Origin of the sequence: Rahnella sp. 2050, from assembly GCF_040544515.1 — a bacterium.
In the GTDB taxonomy this organism is placed as follows: Bacteria; Pseudomonadota; Gammaproteobacteria; order Enterobacterales; family Enterobacteriaceae; genus Rahnella; species Rahnella aceris.
Window position 1 is genome coordinate 482790 of record NZ_JBEPKE010000001.1, and the last position, 17033, is coordinate 499822.

The following is a 17033-nucleotide window of genomic DNA, read 5'->3' on the forward strand; positions in this document are numbered from 1 at the left end:
TTATAACCCATTTCCAACTTTTAAGACGTTCCCTATGGTTTGGATCTTTGTGCTTTCCCTAAGGTTAATTGACATGGATTTACTTGCATTTACATCAATACGTTCTAGCTTAAAACAAGATTTCTTTGTTCCGGCGCGTGGCGGCCGATAATCAGAAGAGCACTATTCAGAAGAGCATTATGACAAACGATAACAAGACACAGCCCTCCGCGTCCGGCGACGCAAATACTGAACTCGATTCCAGCCAGGTAAAATCAGGAGGAGGTCACACTCAGGATCCCAAAGACCAGAAAAATCCCGACGACAGTAAACAGGATAACGATGAAAAGCGTAAAGGCCCCGGCAAGAAACCCCTGATCATCCTCGGGATTGTGGTAGTGGTGATGGTGGTCGTGGCACTGGTCTGGTGGCTGATGACCAAAGATCAGGTCAGCACCGATGACGCCTTTACCGAAGGTGATGCCGTCACCATCGCGCCGAAAATTGCCGGTTATGTCACTCATCTTGCGGTGAAAGATAACCAGTTCGTGAAGAAAGGCGACTTACTGGTGGAAATCGATCCGCGTGACGCGGCCGCGCAGCGCGATCAGGCACAGGCTCAGCTCGGTCTGGCGGTCGCGCAGTTGCATCAGGCGCAGGCGCAATACGATCTGGCGAAAGTACAATATCCGGCGCAGCTTGCTCAGGCGAAAGCCCAGCAGACGCGGGCGGAAGCCAATTTGCTGAATGCCACTGCCGATTTCCGTCGTCAGCGCGGCGTAGACCCGCGTGCCACCACGCAACAAAATATTGATACGTCCAACGCGCAGGTGCGTTCTGCAGCCGCTGATCTGGAAAATGCCAAAGCGCAGGTGCAGGTTGCCGCGCAGGTACAGCTGAATATCCGTCAGGCTGAAACCAACGTCGAAGCTCGTCAGCAACAGGTTGAACAGGCGAAAGCTCAGCTGGAAACGGCGACGCTCAACCTCTCCTATGCGCAGGTGCGCGCACCGTTCGACGGCTACGTCACCAAGCGTAATGTGCAGCTCGGTACGCTGGTTCAGGCTGGCACCTCGCTGTTCTCAGTGGTTTCAAAAGATATCTGGATCGCCGCAAACTACAAAGAATCGCAGCTCGAACGCATGCGCCCCGGCAACAAGGTAGAAATTACCGTCGATGCCTTCCCGGACATCAAACTTCACGGCCACGTTGACAGTATTCAACAAGGTACCGGTTCGCGCTTCTCGGCCTTCCCGGCTGAAAACGCCACCGGCAACTACGTGAAAATCGTTCAGCGCGTGCCGGTGAAAATCGTCATCGACAGCGGTCTTGATGAGAATCACCCTCTGCCGCTGGGTCTGTCTGTCGAACCGACGGTGACCGTCGAATGAATGAAGATCGCAGCTACTGGAAACCCAAGGCCAATCCGTGGGCAGTTGCCGCCGTCGTGACCATTGCGGTGTTCATGGAAATCCTGGACACCACTATCGTTAACGTGGCGCTGCCGCACGTCGCCGGTTCATTATCTTCCAGTTATGACGAATCGACCTGGGTGCTGACGTCCTATCTGGTGGCGAACGGTATCGTGCTGCCGATTTCGGCGTTTCTCAGCCGCGTGATGGGCCGCAAAACTTACTTCCTGATCTGTATCGGCATGTTCACCGTTTGCTCCTTCCTGTGCGGCATCGCCACCGAACTGTGGCAGATGATCTTATTCCGCATCCTGCAGGGCTTTTTCGGCGGCGGTTTGCAGCCGATCCAGCAATCGGTTTTGCTGGATTACTTTAAACCGGAAGATCGCGGCAAAGCGTTTGGCCTTTCATCGATTGCCATTATTGTCGCGCCGGTCGTCGGCCCGACACTTGGCGGTTACATCACGGATAACTTCAGCTGGCGCTGGGTATTCCTGATCAATATTCCGGTCGGGATTATTGCCCTGCTGGCGATTTATCAGCTGCTGGAAGATCCGCCGTGGGAGCGCAAGGCCAAAGGCAAACTCAGTATTGATTACATCGGTATCGGGCTGATTGCGCTGGGTCTGGGCTGCTTACAGGTGATGATGGATCGCGGCGAAGACGATGACTGGTTCCAGTCCGGCTTTATTGTCACCTTTGCTGTGCTGGCGGCCACCGGGATTGTCGGCGCGGTTTACTGGTTGCTGTACGCCAAAAAACCGGTGGTCGATCTGCGCTGTCTGAAGGATAAAAACTTTGCTGTCGCCGGTTTACTGATGGCCGGTATGGCGATGATTCTGTATGGCAGTTCGGTGGTCATTCCGCAACTGGCGCAGCAGCAACTGGGTTACACCGCCACACTCTCGGGGCTGGTGATGTCGCCGGGCGCGGTGCTGATCGTGCTGTCGATCCCGCTGGTGCTGAAGCTGATGCCCGTTGTACAAACGCGTTACATCATTGCCTTCGGTTTCTTCCTGCTGGCGGCCTCGTTTATCTATTCGGCAACGCTGACACCTGATGTCGATTTTGAAACGCTGGTGCTGTACCGCAGCGCGCAGTCGATAGGGCTCGGTTTCCTGTTTGTGCCGCTGACCACTATCGCATTTATTACCATCCCGCAAAAAATGAACGCCGACGCTGCCGCGCTGTTTACCATGTTCCGTAACGTCGCGGGGTCGATTGGTATTTCGCTGGCGACAGCCGGTGTCACCGAGCGAACGCAGGCACACAGTGCGCATATGGCGCACAACATGTCGCCGCTCAATGAACAGTTTAATCAGGCGGTGAGCAAAAGCGCTGAGGCGATCCGTGATTTTGCCCACGTGGTCGGCGACCCGATGCAACTGGCGACCGTGCGCATGTATCAGGAGATGATTTCGCAATCGCGCATTCTGGCCTACATCGACGTATTCGGTTATTGCGCCATCGTCGCCGTTATTTTGATCCCGTTTTGTTTCCTGCTTTCGCCAGTTAAGAGCGAAGGTAATGCCGGAGCACATTAAGTTGAACAAGAAAAGCTCTACTCTGAGAAATCAGCCATCCGTGATGCCGTCCTGCTCCACCCTCTGCGAAGGCCGGGGCCGGAAGGGGGTTTTACATTCAGGCACCCGTTTTCTGACTCTCTCGACATTAACGCTGGTATTAGCAGCGTGCTCCGTTGGCCCGGATTATCAGAAGCCGAATCCGGTGACACCCTCGGCCTATAACGATATGACCCAGCCGAAAGACAAAGACGGCGCATCGATTGCCCTGCCCTCGGAGCCAAATCCGCTGTGGTGGAAAGCCTTTAATGACCCGCAACTCGACAGCCTGATCACCCGTGCGATTGCCGGGAATATTTCCCTGCAACAGGCAGTACTGCGTATCGCCGGTGCCCGCGAGCAGGTGAAACAGGCCGAAGGCGCCTGGCTGCCATCGGTGCAGGGCAGCGCGAAAATGACCCGTCAGCAGCTCGGTCTGAAAGGTATTCTCGATTCCAGCGGCGCCTCGCAACAACTTGACGATCTCGGACCGGAAGCCTCCGGCGCGATCAACACGGCTACGCGGCCGGTGAATTTGTATCAGGGCAATTTCGATGCCAGCTGGGAGCTGGATTTGTTCGGCGGCACACGACGTCAGGTCGAAGCCGCCAATGCCCAGACGCAATCGTCCATAGAACAACGCAACGATGCATTAGTTTCGCTGGAAGCTGAGGTCGCCCGTGCCTATCTGCAACTGCGTGGCGCGCAAAGCGTAACGGCGGCGATACAGACGCAAATCGATGTCGCGCAGCAAACCTTAGATCTGACACAAAACCGTCAGCAAAACGGGCTGTCACCGCAGCTTGATGTCGAAAATGCCCGCGCACAGTTGGGTTCCCTGCGCGCCCAGTTGCCGCAATATCAGGCGCAGGAACGTCAGGCGATGAACGGACTGGCCGTGTTGCTCGGTCAGACGCCTGGCTCGCTGGATGCTGAACTTTCTGCCCCTAAACCGATGCCTGCCCTGCCCGCTGCCGTGCCGGTCGGTGTGCCTTCACAGCTGGCACGCCGTCGTCCGGACGTACGCAAAGCCGAGGCTGATCTCCACGCGGCAACCGCCAATATTGGTGTATCCGTCGCGCAGATGTTCCCGAGTATTTCGCTCACCGGCCAGTTCGGCATGCGTAACACAGACGTCAGTTATCTCGACAACTGGAGCAGCCATTTCTACTCCTTTGGCCCGCAGATTTCCCTGCCGATTTTCCAGGGCGGACGTCTGGTGTCCAGCGTGCATCTTTCCCGTGCGCAACAGGCGAATGCGGCGCTGAATTATCGCCAGACCGTGCTGACAGCGTTGCAGGATGTCGATAATGCGCTGGTGAATTACCGCACCGATCAGGATCAGGTCAGCGGTTTAGACCAGACTACCGAAGCGCTACAGACCGCCTTTGATCTGGCGAGCGACAGCTACCGTCAGGGGCTTTCTACCTTTATCAACGTGCTTGATGCCCAGCGCCAGCTGGCACAGGCGCATCAGCAATCCGCTGAAGCGAAAGTGAAAACCAGCACCGATCTGGTCTCGCTGTATAAAGCGTTAGGCGGCGGCTGGGAGCCGTATCAGAACGTCGATTTGCCGACCTACACCGTCTTTGGTCCGGCAGCCACGCCGGATGTGAAGGTACAAACCACGTCTGGCGTGACACCGTAACGCCTTATTAATGTGAAGAGATAAAATCTGACGGCGTGGACGGGGCAGGCAATGAAAAATTCTGCCTCATCCGCGCCACTTCTCTCACCGGCGTCAGCCCGAATAAGCGTTTAAATTCGCGGCTGAACTGCGACACACTTTCATAGCCTACCTGTGCGCTGGCCGCCGAGGCGGTCAGGTTATTGCGCAACATCAGTAATCTGGCCTGATGCAAACGGGTGGACTTGAGATACTGCATCGGCGACGTATCAGTGACGGTTTTAAAGTGACTGTGAAACGTCGGCAGGCTCATCCCCGCTTCTTTTGCCAGCGCATTCACATCCAGATGCGAGTGGTATTCTGCGTGCAGTTTTCGCAGGGCTTTTACCACTTTGCCAAATTGCCCTTGCAGGGTCAGTGCGCTGCGCAGCGTGCCGCCCTGAGCACCGGTCAGCACGCGGTAATACAACTCACGCATCATCGCCCTGCCCAGAATTTTTGCATCCAGCGGAGATGCCATCACCTGCAAAAAACGTAATACGCAAGCCCGCATCGCGTCATCCATCAGGCTCGACACCATACTTTTCGGCGATTCCGGCTGCGGGGCGTCATAAGCATCGAGCTGCAACATCAGTTCTGCCGCCAGACTGAAATCGAGCCGCAGATAAATTGCCAGCATCGGTTCACTGGCGGTGGCGTCAGTTTCCATGGTGAAAGGCACCGGCACCGATACGGTCAGATAATGCTGTGCATCATACAAATAGACATCATTACCTAAGAATCCGCGTTTTCTCCCCTGCACCACAATCACGATCCCCGGCTCATACAAAACCGGCGTGCGCAGCAGCGGACGGTTTGAACGTAAAAAACGCACATCTGCCAGCGTCGTCAGGTTGTAGCCTTCATGGGGCGTAAGCTGGTCCAAAAGCACGATCATTTGCTCAGTCACTGTCAAAGATGGAAACGTCATATGAACCTGAAAATATGCAGCGGAAAGTGAATGAAGTGTCGCACCGGGAATCAGTTGCGTCCAGACGCCTCAGAGGAACAGGCAAACATCAGAGAGGATCGGGGCTACGGATTTGCTGTTGTCCCCCCTATTCTGCAAGTCCGCTTTTTACTGAGGAGTTTGTATGAGTCAGTCAAAATTACTATTCATCACCGGCGTCAGCAGCGGATTTGGCCGTGCGCTGGCAGAAGAAGCCCTGAAAGCAGGACATCGCGTGGTCGGCACGCTGCGTAATGCACAAGCCTGCGCAGAATTTGACGCGCTGGTCCCCGGCCGAAGTTTTGGTCGCATGCTGGATGTCACTGATTTCGAGGCCATCGCCCCGCTTGCGGCTGCCGTGGAACAGGAAATCGGCGCCGTTGACGTGCTGGTCAACAATGCCGGTTACGGGCATGAAGGTATTATGGAAGAGTCGCCGTTAAGCGAGGCGCTGCATCAGTTTGACGTCAATGTTTTTGGCGCGGTTGCGGTCATCAAAGCCTTCCTGCCGTATTTTCGTCAGCGCCGCGGTGGACATATTCTTAACATCACGTCGATGGGAGGCTTTATTACAATGCCGGGCATCAGCTATTACTGCGGCAGTAAATTCGCCTTGCAGGGGATCTCTGAAACACTGACCAAAGAACTCAAACCGTTCAATATTGCCGTCACGGCCATTCAGCCCGGGTCTTTTCGTACCGACTGGGCGGGACGTTCGATGGTGCGCTCACCGCGTGCCATCAGTGATTACGATGCCAGTTTCGACCCCGTGCGGGAAACGCGGGAAAAACGCAGCGGTCATCAGCCGGGCGACCCGCTAAAAGCCGCACAAGCGATGTTGCAGTTGCTCGATGCGCCTGAGCCGCCTGCCTCGCTGTTACTCGGCAGTGACGCCGTTAAATTTGTCAGGGAAAAGATGCAACAAATGCGTGAGGATATCGATATCTGGGAAACGGTCAGCCGGTCTGCCGATGGCTGAAACATTCTTTTAAAGATCCCGTCAGCGCATTTCCCGGAGACTGCGCTATTCTGTTCAGACACTGAAATCGTCCTGCCTGCGGGCAGGATTTTCGTCTGAATAACAATCGGGTAAAACAATGAATTCCATTTCCAACGAAGATAAAAAACCCAGCTGTGATTCAGTGATTAACAGCGTGGCTTACCGCGACGGTAAACGATTGCAGGATGTGACGGTCGAAGACATCAGCGAAGTCCTGAAAGAGCCCGATACCTTTGTCTGGCTCGGACTGTGGCAGCCGGAAGATGCCTATATGCGCAGCATTCAGGAAGAATTCGGTCTGCATGACCTGGCGATTGAAGATGCACTGACCGCCCATCAGCGACCGAAAATTGAGCAGTACGGCGAATCGCTGTTTATCGTTACGCACACTGCGCAGAAAGTGAATGAAACCATCGAGTACGGCGAAACACACCTGTTTCTCGGCAAAAACTTTCTGATCACCGTGCGTCACGGTGCGTCATCCAGCTATAAAGAAATCCGTAAACACGCCGAAGAACGCCCGGAAATGTTGAGTAAAGGGCCAGCTTATGCACTGTATTGCGTACTCGATTCCATCGTGGATAACTATCTGGAAATCCTGCATCAATACACCGAACAGTTTGATGCCATCGAAAAACTGATGTTCCGCAACACCTTTAATCAGCAGGCGGTGCAGCAGGTTTATAGTCTGCGGCGGGATCTGCTCTCGCTGCGCAACGCCGCGGTACCGATGGAAGATATCTGTAATCAGCTCAGCCATCACTACGAAGAACTGATGCCTAAGAGCCTGCGGGCTTATGTGCGTGATGTGCAGGACCACGCTAATCAGGTGATCCGCACGACGGACGATGTGCGCGAAATGCTGTCGAACGCCATGCATGTGAATCTGGCGCTGGTGTCGGTGCATCAGAACGAAGTGGTACAGCGACTGGCGGGCTGGGGCGCGATTCTGGCGATCCCGACAGTGATTTTCAGTCTGTACGGCATGAACTTCAAAAACATGCCGGAGCTGGATGACTGGTGGGGATATCCGGTAACGCTGGGCGTCACTGTCGCCGGTTGTGTGTGGTTATACTGGAAGCTTAAAAAATCAGGCTGGCTGTAAGTTAATTATCACCTGAAAACACACGTTAATTAACATGCGAATAACAGAAACCGCTGTTATTCGCGTTCTTTAATTATCCTGACAATTTTAATCCTGACTTATTCTGTTTGTCCTTTCCTCTTCGCCTTATTTCCTTATATACTCGGTCGCATCTTCCTTACGGAAATAATATTCATCATGTCAGTTCGTTTCGCGATTTCACAGTTCATGCATTCGCTGCGCTTGCCCGGCAAGCGGGTCAGTGTGTTGCTGTTCGCGTTATGCTGGCTTGTCCTGAATGCCCAACTGGCGCTCGCCAGCCATCAGTGCGATATGCGCCCGCCGGTGGAAAACACCGCCATGGCACATAACATCACCATGCAAATGCCTGATTCTCCAGAGCACATGCAGAGTCAGTCGCTGTTGTGTGAGAAGCACTGTGCCCCTGAAAGAACCCAGTCTGACAGTGGTTCCGTGCCACTGGTGGCATTGCCCGTCGCTCCGGCATTAGCCATGCTCACCGTCGATGCCAGCACAGCGGTCACCACCGCGGACTGGATTGCGCCAACCGTCACTCCTCCTCCCGCTGAAGTTCAGTTCTGCCGATACAGAGAATAGCCCCTGCTGTCCTGAGTGTTTTTCCGCACTCAATATTAAATGAAATTGTTTTGCCAGATTAATGGCCAGTTTTTATCTAATGACAGTATTGGAGTATTTCCCATGCGTGCAATTTTAAATGTATTTACTGCAAGTCTTTTCTTTATTTCAGCTTATTCTTTTGCCGATGCTATGCCAATGAATCACGATGCTATGGCGATGCAGCATAATATGCAGGCCTATGAATCCGAAGGCGTGATCACTCAGTGGCAGTCTGATCGCGTGGGGATTTCCCATCACGCCATTCCTGCGCTGAAATGGCCGGCCATGACCATGAATTTCCGTCTGCCGCCGGAGATCGCCGCCAACTCCCTGCCCGCCGGTACGCCGGTCACCTTTAGCTTTGTCAAAACTGAGTCCGCTTATCAGTTACAGACACTGACACCGCTGAAACGCTGACCGGGAGATTCACCATGTTGACTTTACCGCGCCATCACCGGATGACGTGGCAATGGCTGCTGGCTTTTGTGCCGGTCAGCGCGTTTGCCACACCCGTTACCCTGCCGCAGGCGCTGGTCGCTGCGCAGGATTATTCCGCCGAGCTTTCTGCCAGTCGTCACCAGATCAATGCGCTGGATAACCGTGCCGATTCGGCCATGCAACTGCCGGATCCGAAGCTGAAATTCGGTATCGAAAACCTGCCGGTCAGCGGCGGCAACACCGACCGGTTTACCCGTGAAGGGATGACGATGGAACGTATCGGCATCATGCAGGATTACATCAGCAGCGATAAGCGCCAGCGCAAAGCCGACACGCTGCGTGCAGAATCCCGGGAAGTGGCGGCTACCCGCCAGAGTATCCGGGCACGTTTGCAACGCGATGCGGCGCTGGCCTGGATGGAACTGGCCATCGGCGGGCAAACCGTCTCGCAATTACAAAAACTGGTGGACGAAAGTCAGCGCCAGATTGGGGTTCAGCGGGGCGGTGTCAGCAGCGGCAGTTCGCTGCCCGCCTCGGTGCTGGACGCGCACCTGACGCTCATCAGCATGCAAGACAAACTGACCGAAGCCGAACGGGATGTTCAACTGGCGCGCACCCGCTTAAGCCAGCTGACCGGCATCGATCAGCCTGAAATTAACGGTGCCATTCCGCCTTTCACCGAACTTCCTCCACAGGCGTTACAGGCGACAAGCGTCGAACAACATCCTGAAATTATTCAGGCTCGGCGTGAAGCCGATGTGGCGCAGGCGAAATCTTCCCAGTCGGCCATTGCGGCGCTGCCGGATGTCGGCGTGGAAGTCTATTACGCCCATCGTGCCGACAGTTATGAAGATCTGGCAGGGGTGATGTTTACCGTCGATCTGCCGCTGTTTACCGCTTCGCGTCAGGATAAAGATCACGCCGCCGATCAGTCGATGGCAATGGAAAGCAATGACCGGCTGGCGCAACTGATGCGCGACCATCAGGCGCAACTGACCAGTTTGCTGGCGCAATATCAGGCCGCCGCCACGTTATGGCAGCGGCAAAAAAACAACGTTATTCCCCTGCAACAGCAACGCATCAGCGTGATTCAGGCACAGTATCGCGCCGGAAAAAGCAGCCTGAATGACGTTCTCGACGCCCGCCGCAACCTGATCGACAGCCAGATTTCCGAACGCAATGCCGGGCTGGAAGTGGCCCGCTATTGGGTCGCCCTGCGCTATCTGGCCCCCCAGGAGATTCATTAATGACTTCCGCTAAAACTTACAGCCTGCTGGCCGTCGCCATCATGGCCGCACTCGCCGCCGGTTACGTGGCTGGCCGTCACAGCCCTGCAGCGCAAACGCAGGCTTCTGCTGCTCCGGCCGAACGCAAAGTGCTGTACTGGTATGACCCGATGACGCCCGGCCAGCGTTTCGATAAACCGGGCAAATCGCCCTTTATGGATATGGATCTGATGCCGCGTTACGCCGATGAAGCCACGGATGACGGCGGTGTGACGGTCAGCGCCCGTCAGCAGCAAAATCTCGGTATGCGCAGTGAAAAGGTACAGCGACGGATGATTTCCGCACCGCTTAATGTGTATGGCACGGTCAGCGCCGATGAACGCAGCCTGCGCACGGTCGCCGCCCGTGCGAATGGTTTAGTCGAAAAACTTTACGTCGCTGCCAGCCAGCAGCCTGTGAAAAAAGGTCAGAAACTGGCCACACTGTGGATCCCCGACTGGACCGCCGCGCAGCAGGAATATCTGGCCGTGCGTCAGCTTGCCGACCGCAGCCTGACGGCTGCCGCCCGTCAGCGGCTGGCTTTGCAGTTTATGCCGGAAGACATTCTGCGCCGCGTCGATAAAACCGGTCAGCCGCAAACCCGCATCGACGTAGTCGCGCCGGAAGACGGTTATATCAGCCTGCTTTCCGTGCGTGAAGGGGCGCAGGTCAGCGCCACACAGCCGCTGTTCGAACTGACCAGTCTGAAACAGGTTTGGATTGTGATGGATTATCCGCCTTCTGCCGCCAGTCAGATCCAGATCGGCGGCAAAATTACGGCCAGTGCCGACAGTCAGCCGGGCGAGATATTTCACGGTACGGTCAGCGAATTGCTGCCGGATGTGGATGCCGTCAGCCGTACGCTGAAAGCCCGCGTGGTGATTGATAATCCGCAGGAAAAACTGCGTCCCGGCATGTACCTGAATTTATCGCCGGATGTCAGTGCGCAGACGGCGGTTCTGGCCATTGCGCAGGAAGCGCTGATCCAGACCGGCAGCCGCAATACCGTGCTGCTCGACGACGGCAACGGACATTTCACCCCGCAGAAGGTCACCATCGGCGTGACGCGTGATGGCTGGACGCAGGTACTTTCAGGCCTGGAAGAAGGTCAGTCTGTTGTCACCTCCGGACAGTTCCTGATCGACTCCGAAGCCAGCCTGCGCAGCGCACTGCCTGCCACCGACGCCCCCGCGCCGGACGCGCACCAGCACGGAGGTGATTTATGATTGCCGCTGTGATCCGCTGGTCGCTGAAGAACCGGCTGCTGGTGTTACTCGCCGCGCTGATGATGGCGGGCTGGGGCATCTGGTCATTGCAGAAAGCGCCGCTCGACGCCCTGCCGGATCTCTCCGATGTGCAGGTGATCGTGCGCGTGAGTTATCCGGGCAAGGCACCGCAAATCATCGAAGATCAGGTGACCTATCCGCTGACCACCACCCTGCTGTCAGTGCCCGGCGCGAAAACCGTGCGCGGCTTTTCGATGTTCGGTGATGCCTATGTTTATGTGTTGTTCGATGATGGTACCGATCCTTACTGGGCGCGCTCCCGCGTGCTGGAATACCTGAGTCAGGTTCAATCCTCACTGCCCGCCGGAGCCAAAGCCTCGCTGGGGCCGGATGCCACCGGCGTCGGCTGGATCTATGAATACGCGCTGATCGACAAAACCGGCAAACACAGCCTCGAACAACTTCGTGCCCTGCAGGACTGGACGCTGCGTTATGACCTGAAAACCGTACCGAATGTCTCTGAGGTCGCCAGCATCGGCGGCATGGTGCGTCAGTATCAGGTGGTGGCCGATCCGCAACGGATGCGCGCCCGGGGCGTGACACATCAGCAACTGGTGACCGCGCTGCAAAACGCTAATCAGGAAAGCAGTGGCTCGCTGCTGGAAATGGGCGAGGCCGAATACATGGTGCGCACCTCCGGCTATCTGAAAAGTCTGGATGATTTCAACAATGTGGTCGTGACAGTCAACAGCGGTATTCCGGTGCTGCTGGCGGATGTCGCCACCGTCCGCACCGGCCCTGAACTGCGGCGCGGCGTGGCGGAACTTAACGGTGAAGGCGAAGTGGCGGGCGGCGTGATTGTTATGCGCTCGGGTAAAAATGCACTGGAAACCCTGAAGGCGGTGAAAGAGCGGCTACATGCCCTCGCCCGCACGCTGCCTGCGGGGGTTGAAATCGTGCCGGTCTACGATCGCCAGCCGCTGATTGAAAACGCCGTCGAAACGCTGTCGCATAAACTGCTGGAGGAATTCGCGGTAGTCGCGGTGGTCTGCGCGCTGTTTCTGTTCCATTTCCGCTCGGCGCTGGTGGCGATCATCACCCTGCCGCTCGGTATTCTCGGCGCGTTTATCGTCATGCATTATCAGGGGGTCAGCGCCAATATTATGTCGCTCGGCGGTATCGCGATTGCCATCGGCGCCATGGTCGATGCGGCGATTGTGATGATCGAGAATATGCATAAGGTGCTGGAGCAATGGCGGCACGATCATCCCGGCCAGCAGCCTGCGTCGGCGGATTACTGGAAGGTGTCTGAGCGTGCCGCCACGGAAGTGGGTCCGGCGCTGTTTTGCAGTTTGCTGATCATCACCCTGTCGTTTATTCCGGTGTTTTCGCTGGAAGCACAGGAGGGCCGGATGTTCTCCCCGCTGGCATTCACCAAAACCTACGCGATGGCGGTGTCTGCCGGGCTGGGCATCACTCTGGTGCCGGTGCTGATGGGCTATTTTATTCGTGGCAAAATTCCTGATGAAAATGCCAGCCCGATCAACCGCTGGCTGATTGCCGCCTACCAGCCGGTGCTTTCTGCCGTGCTGAAACGTCCGAAAACCACGCTATTATTCAGCGGCCTGTTCCTGCTGGTGTCTCTGTATCCGCTGGCAAAACTGGGCAGTGAATTTATGCCGCCGCTCGATGAAGGCGACCTGCTGTATATGCCGTCGACGCTGCCGGGGATTTCAGCCCGCGAAGCCGCACGGTTGTTGCAGCAGACGGATCGGTTAATCAAAACTGTGCCCGAAGTCGCCAGTGTATTTGGCAAGGCCGGACGCGCCGACAGCGCCACTGACCCGGCGCCGCTGACCATGATCGAAACGACCATCCGCTTTAAACCGAGGGACCAGTGGCGACCGGGCATGACGCCGGACAAACTGGTGACAGAACTCGACAACGCGGTGAAATTGCCCGGCATCGCCAACGTCTGGGTGCCGCCTATCCGCAACCGTCTCGACATGCTGGCCACCGGCATCAAAAGCCCGGTGGGCATCAAGGTGAACGGCAATAACGTTGCACAAATCGAGCAGATCGCCCAGCAGATCGAGCATATCGTGAAACAGGTGCCGGGCGTGACCTCGGCACTGGCCGAAAGGCTGGAAGGTGGTCGTTACGTCGATATTGATATTAACCGGCGTGAAGCGGCACGTTACGGTGTCACGGTGGCTGAATTACAGTCGCTGGTCTCAACGCTGGTCGGCGGGGAAAATATCGGCGAAACGCTGGAAGGCCGCGAGCGTTATCCCATCAACCTGCGTTATCCGCGTGAGCTGCGCGACAACGTGCAGGCGCTGCGGGATTTACCGGTGCTGACCGCCTCCGGCGCACAGGTGCCGCTGTCGGCGCTGGCATCCGTCAACGTCACCGATGGCCCGCCGATGCTGAAAAGTGAGAATGCCCGTCTTTCAGACTGGATCTATGTGGATTTGCGCGGACGAGATTTGAAATCTGCCGTCGAAGACATGCAACAGGCGGTCAACCAGCAGGTAAAATTGCCGGAAGGGGTGACAGTCAGTTGGTCGGGGCAATTCGAGTATCTTGAACGCGCCACGGCAAAACTGAAAATCGTGCTACCGGTGACACTTTTGATCATCTTCGTCCTGTTATACGTGACGTTCAGCAGCGTGCGCGACGCCCTGCTGATCATGGCGACACTGCCGTTTGCCCTGACCGGTGGCGTCTGGCTGTTGTACCTGCTGAGTTTCAATCTGTCGGTCGCCGCCGCCGTCGGGTTTATCGCCCTGGCCGGGGTTGCCGCCGAGTTCGGGGTGATCATGGTGCTGTATCTGAATCAGGCAGTGCAACGTCAGCAAAAAGCCGGCGGGGATATGAGTGAGGCAGAACTGTGCGACGCCATTCACCACGGTGCGGTGTTGCGCGTCCGGCCAAAAGCCATGACTGTTGCCACCATCATGGCGGGTTTACTGCCGATCATGTGGGGCGGAGGAACCGGTTCAGAAGTGATGCAGCGTATTGCCGCGCCGATGATCGGCGGCATGGTGAGTGCCCCGTTGTTGTCGATGCTGGTGATCCCGGCGGTGTATTTGCTGATGCATCGGAGAAGGAATAAAAAAGTTTAAGGGAAAGCCCCTCCTCTTCGCAGCGGGGAGCCGAACGGATCATTCTTAGGGTTTTGTCCTGGCTCCTCCCCCTGCGAAGGGGGAGGTCGGGAGGGGGTTTTAAGGGCTAACATCTTGTCAAGGTATACTTCAACTTATTGATTTTTCTTTAATACCCCACCCCAACCCTCCCCTTCGCAGGGGAGGGAGTCGACCGGATCATGCTTTGGATTTTACTCCTCAACCGGAACGATCCTCTCTGCCGGTTTCTCCAGAATCATCGTCTGCGTCTGACTCAGACTGATCCCCGCGGCCCGCAGCATTTTCAGGATTTCGTAAAGCAAATCACTGCGCGTACCGCTGACCATGCGCGGGCTGTTCACAAAACCTGTCACACTCAGCACAATCCCGGTCGGTCCCAGTTCTTTAAAGCTGACCGAGGCCGGTGGGTTTTCCAGAATGGATTCGTGCAAGTTGTAGGCTTCCAGCAGCAATGTCTTAACCTGTTCCGGGTCGATATCCAGCGGGAAGGTCAACGTGATAGTCGCCACGCCCTGCGCGTTACCCATGGTGGCGTTACGCACGTTCTGCGAAATCAATTGTGAGTTCGGCACAATCACGGTGGATTTATCGCTTAGCTGAATTTCAGTTGCACGGACATTGATACGGCGGATATCCCCTTCCACACCGCTGATGCTGATCAAATCCCCCACTTTCACCGGACGTTCGGTCAGCAGGATCAGACCGGAGATGAAGTTCTTCACAATCTCCTGCAAACCAAAACCGATACCGACCGACAAGGCACTGACGATCCACGCCAGTTTGTTCCATTCGATGCCCAGCGAAGACAGCGTCAGCAGGATGATCAGCACGTAGCCGACGTTGGTGAACAGCGTCACCAGCGAGGCACGCATACCGCGATCCATCATGGTTTTTGGCAGGAAATCGTTATCCAGCCACCTGCGTGCGGAACGCAAAATATACCAGCCGACCACCAGACACAGCACCGCGTTGACCGCGTGCGCCGGAATGATGTTCATGCTTTCGAGACCTTTACCGCCCCAGATATCGACGATTTTTGCCAGCAGCTCCAGCGGCGTCGTCGTGCCGAAAGTACCGTTAAGCAGCGCGACGGCGGCCATCAGCAGCAGTCCGGTTTTACCGATTGCCGAGAATAACGTGGCAGCCAGTGACAGGTGACGGTCATTGACGCTCAGCGTACTTTTGAGGATTTTGCCGCTGTGCGTGGTCGGCGCAAACAGACTCTCACACAGGTCCACGACAAAGTGGATCAGCAGATACAGGCAACTGACTACCAGCCCGATCCACAGCAGTTCGAAGGTCACAAAACGCGCCAGCGGAATATAACCAATCAGCAGCGCCATCAGGATGACAAACGCCGTCAGGCTTATCACCAGATGGATAAGCCCGGCCAGCGTGGAACGTGCTTCGGTCTGTTCCCCTTCGGCCTTCATCTTGCGACGCATACGGTTGATACGCACTGGCGCGATCAGGCAGTTGAGCGCCACGAGTAACGCCGCCAGTCCGTTGCCAAATAACGTTGCTGAGACGCTGGCACCGACCAGGTTATTCAGCTGTTCGATGATACCGAACAGGAAAATAAAGCCCGCCAGCAGAACCGGGAATGATGCCAGTGTTTTTGCCAGCGGATCGGCAATGCCCGGCAGACGCCACGACGGATGGTTATTGGAAAGTAATGCAATCCCCAGACCGGCGATCACGGCGGAGAAATAGGTCAGTTCAACCAGTTGTCCGGCAAATTCCGTCACCCACGGCGAGGTATCCGGCAGACGGGTGAAAATATACCCGAGCAACTGAACGCTGATGCCAAGCGTCAGGGTGGTGCTCAGCGTAGTAAAACAGGCCAGAAAACTGCGACGGAAACGCCCCTGCGGCAACCAGCGCGGCAGGATCCAGTTCATCGGTCTGTCCAGCACGCGGCGACCGGCCAGGCCAATCACCAGCGCCAGTAACAGATAAATTGCGGTGCCGATGCGCCATTCCTCGCTCCACGCCTGCATCCACGCGTCTTTAACCTGCGAACCGAAGTCATCAAAACGCGCCGCATCATCATCGTTTGGCGTAATAAGCGGTGCCCAGAAATTCCCTCCGAGAATGCTGCCGGTATTGAGCGCAATCTGGGTTTTCAGTGCATCACGACGTAATCCGGCGATTTGCGAAGACAGGTTTTGCGCACCAAGGGAGATGGCTTTGGTCTGCTCGATTTGCGTGGTCAGCAGCGTTTTGCTGTTGTTGAGCTTATTACGCTGGCTGATCACTTGCGGTGTTTCCGTGATCGTGCCCGGTGCAGGCGCCGGACCCAGCACGTCGAGCTGTGCCTGCACCTGCGCCAGATCCGGCGTCAGCGCACCCGTCAGTTTGTCGGCATCTTCGGCCAGTTTCTGCGCAGCATCAGTCAGGCCGGTAAATTTCTTGTCGGTTTTCGCCGAAGAGACCTGCTGTTTCAGCTGATCCAGACGCTTTTGTAATGCCGGTAACGCGGTCGTGACGTTCACTTTAACCGGTTGTTCCGCCGTGGCAGGCTGGCCTGTACTTTCGTCAGCCTGACTCAGCACCGGCGTTATCAGCAGACATGACAACAATGCCAGCAACAACGGCACTCTTAACATTTTTTGCATAGAAGGATGATTCCGGGAGTTCGGGAAATTATTGTTTGAAAAATCC

At 56.1% G+C, this 17033-nt stretch carries 12 protein-coding genes; 10 read left to right on the plus strand and 2 right to left on the minus strand.

Annotation, left to right across the window (positions count from 1 at the left end; genetic code table 11):
- Nucleotides 1-179: 179 nt before the first annotated feature.
- The 3 genes from ABIC79_RS02060 to ABIC79_RS02070 are packed head-to-tail and all read left to right on the plus strand — an operon-like array spanning nucleotide 180 to nucleotide 4601.
- A complete protein-coding gene (locus ABIC79_RS02060; RefSeq protein ID WP_015689869.1) occupies nucleotides 180-1370 on the plus strand; it encodes an HlyD family secretion protein in 1191 nt (396 codons plus the stop codon).
- Nucleotides 1367-2935 carry a DHA2 family efflux MFS transporter permease subunit gene (locus ABIC79_RS02065; RefSeq protein WP_013575274.1) on the plus strand — a complete coding sequence of 523 codons (1569 nt, stop codon included), beginning with the start codon at nucleotides 1367-1369 and terminating at the stop codon, nucleotides 2933-2935. The genes ABIC79_RS02060 and ABIC79_RS02065 overlap by 4 nt, the downstream gene beginning before the upstream one ends.
- Complete coding sequence (locus tag ABIC79_RS02070) at nucleotides 2919-4601, plus strand: efflux transporter outer membrane subunit (protein WP_250981311.1); 1683 nt, start codon at nucleotides 2919-2921, stop codon at nucleotides 4599-4601. The genes ABIC79_RS02065 and ABIC79_RS02070 overlap by 17 nt, the downstream gene beginning before the upstream one ends.
- 7 nt (nucleotides 4602-4608) lie before the next feature.
- Here ABIC79_RS02070 and ABIC79_RS02075 read toward each other — a convergent pair whose 3' ends face one another.
- Nucleotides 4609-5550, minus strand: a complete 942-nt coding sequence (locus ABIC79_RS02075) for an AraC family transcriptional regulator (protein ID WP_119261567.1) — start codon at nucleotides 5548-5550, stop codon at nucleotides 4609-4611.
- Between the two features lie 163 nt (nucleotides 5551-5713).
- On the opposite strand from ABIC79_RS02075, the gene ABIC79_RS02080 reads away from it, so the two are divergent.
- The 7 genes from ABIC79_RS02080 to ABIC79_RS02110 all read left to right on the plus strand — a co-directional run bounded on the left by ABIC79_RS02080 (nucleotide 5714) and on the right by ABIC79_RS02110 (nucleotide 14348).
- A complete protein-coding gene (locus ABIC79_RS02080; RefSeq protein ID WP_013575271.1) occupies nucleotides 5714-6547 on the plus strand; it encodes an oxidoreductase in 834 nt (277 codons plus the stop codon).
- Between the two features lie 118 nt (nucleotides 6548-6665).
- Nucleotides 6666-7673, plus strand: a complete 1008-nt coding sequence (gene corA, locus ABIC79_RS02085; RefSeq protein ID WP_013575270.1) for a magnesium/cobalt transporter CorA — start codon at nucleotides 6666-6668, stop codon at nucleotides 7671-7673.
- A gap of 177 nt (nucleotides 7674-7850) precedes the next feature.
- The gene (locus tag ABIC79_RS02090) at nucleotides 7851-8270 is read left to right on the plus strand and encodes a hypothetical protein (RefSeq protein WP_015689866.1); all 420 of its coding nucleotides are present in this window, start codon (nucleotides 7851-7853) and stop codon (nucleotides 8268-8270) included.
- A gap of 102 nt (nucleotides 8271-8372) precedes the next feature.
- Nucleotides 8373-8708 carry a copper-binding protein gene (locus ABIC79_RS02095; RefSeq protein WP_112151882.1) on the plus strand — a complete coding sequence of 112 codons (336 nt, stop codon included), beginning with the start codon at nucleotides 8373-8375 and terminating at the stop codon, nucleotides 8706-8708.
- A gap of 14 nt (nucleotides 8709-8722) precedes the next feature.
- Nucleotides 8723-9976: a TolC family protein gene (locus tag ABIC79_RS02100; RefSeq protein WP_112151881.1), complete on the plus strand. Its 1254-nt coding sequence runs from the start codon at nucleotides 8723-8725 to the stop codon at nucleotides 9974-9976.
- Nucleotides 9976-11220 (plus strand): efflux RND transporter periplasmic adaptor subunit, encoded by a 1245-nt coding sequence (locus ABIC79_RS02105; protein WP_354566505.1) that lies wholly within the window; start codon nucleotides 9976-9978, stop codon nucleotides 11218-11220. The genes ABIC79_RS02100 and ABIC79_RS02105 overlap by 1 nt, the downstream gene beginning before the upstream one ends.
- On the plus strand, nucleotides 11217-14348 hold the full coding sequence (locus ABIC79_RS02110; RefSeq protein WP_121019400.1) for an efflux RND transporter permease subunit: 3132 nt from the start codon (nucleotides 11217-11219) through the stop codon (nucleotides 14346-14348). The genes ABIC79_RS02105 and ABIC79_RS02110 overlap by 4 nt, the downstream gene beginning before the upstream one ends.
- A gap of 212 nt (nucleotides 14349-14560) precedes the next feature.
- On the opposite strand, the gene ABIC79_RS02115 is transcribed toward ABIC79_RS02110, so the two are convergent.
- Entirely contained in the window at nucleotides 14561-16987 is a 2427-nt protein-coding gene (locus ABIC79_RS02115; RefSeq protein WP_013575264.1) for a DUF3772 domain-containing protein, read from the minus strand.
- Nucleotides 16988-17033: the final 46 nt, after the last annotated feature.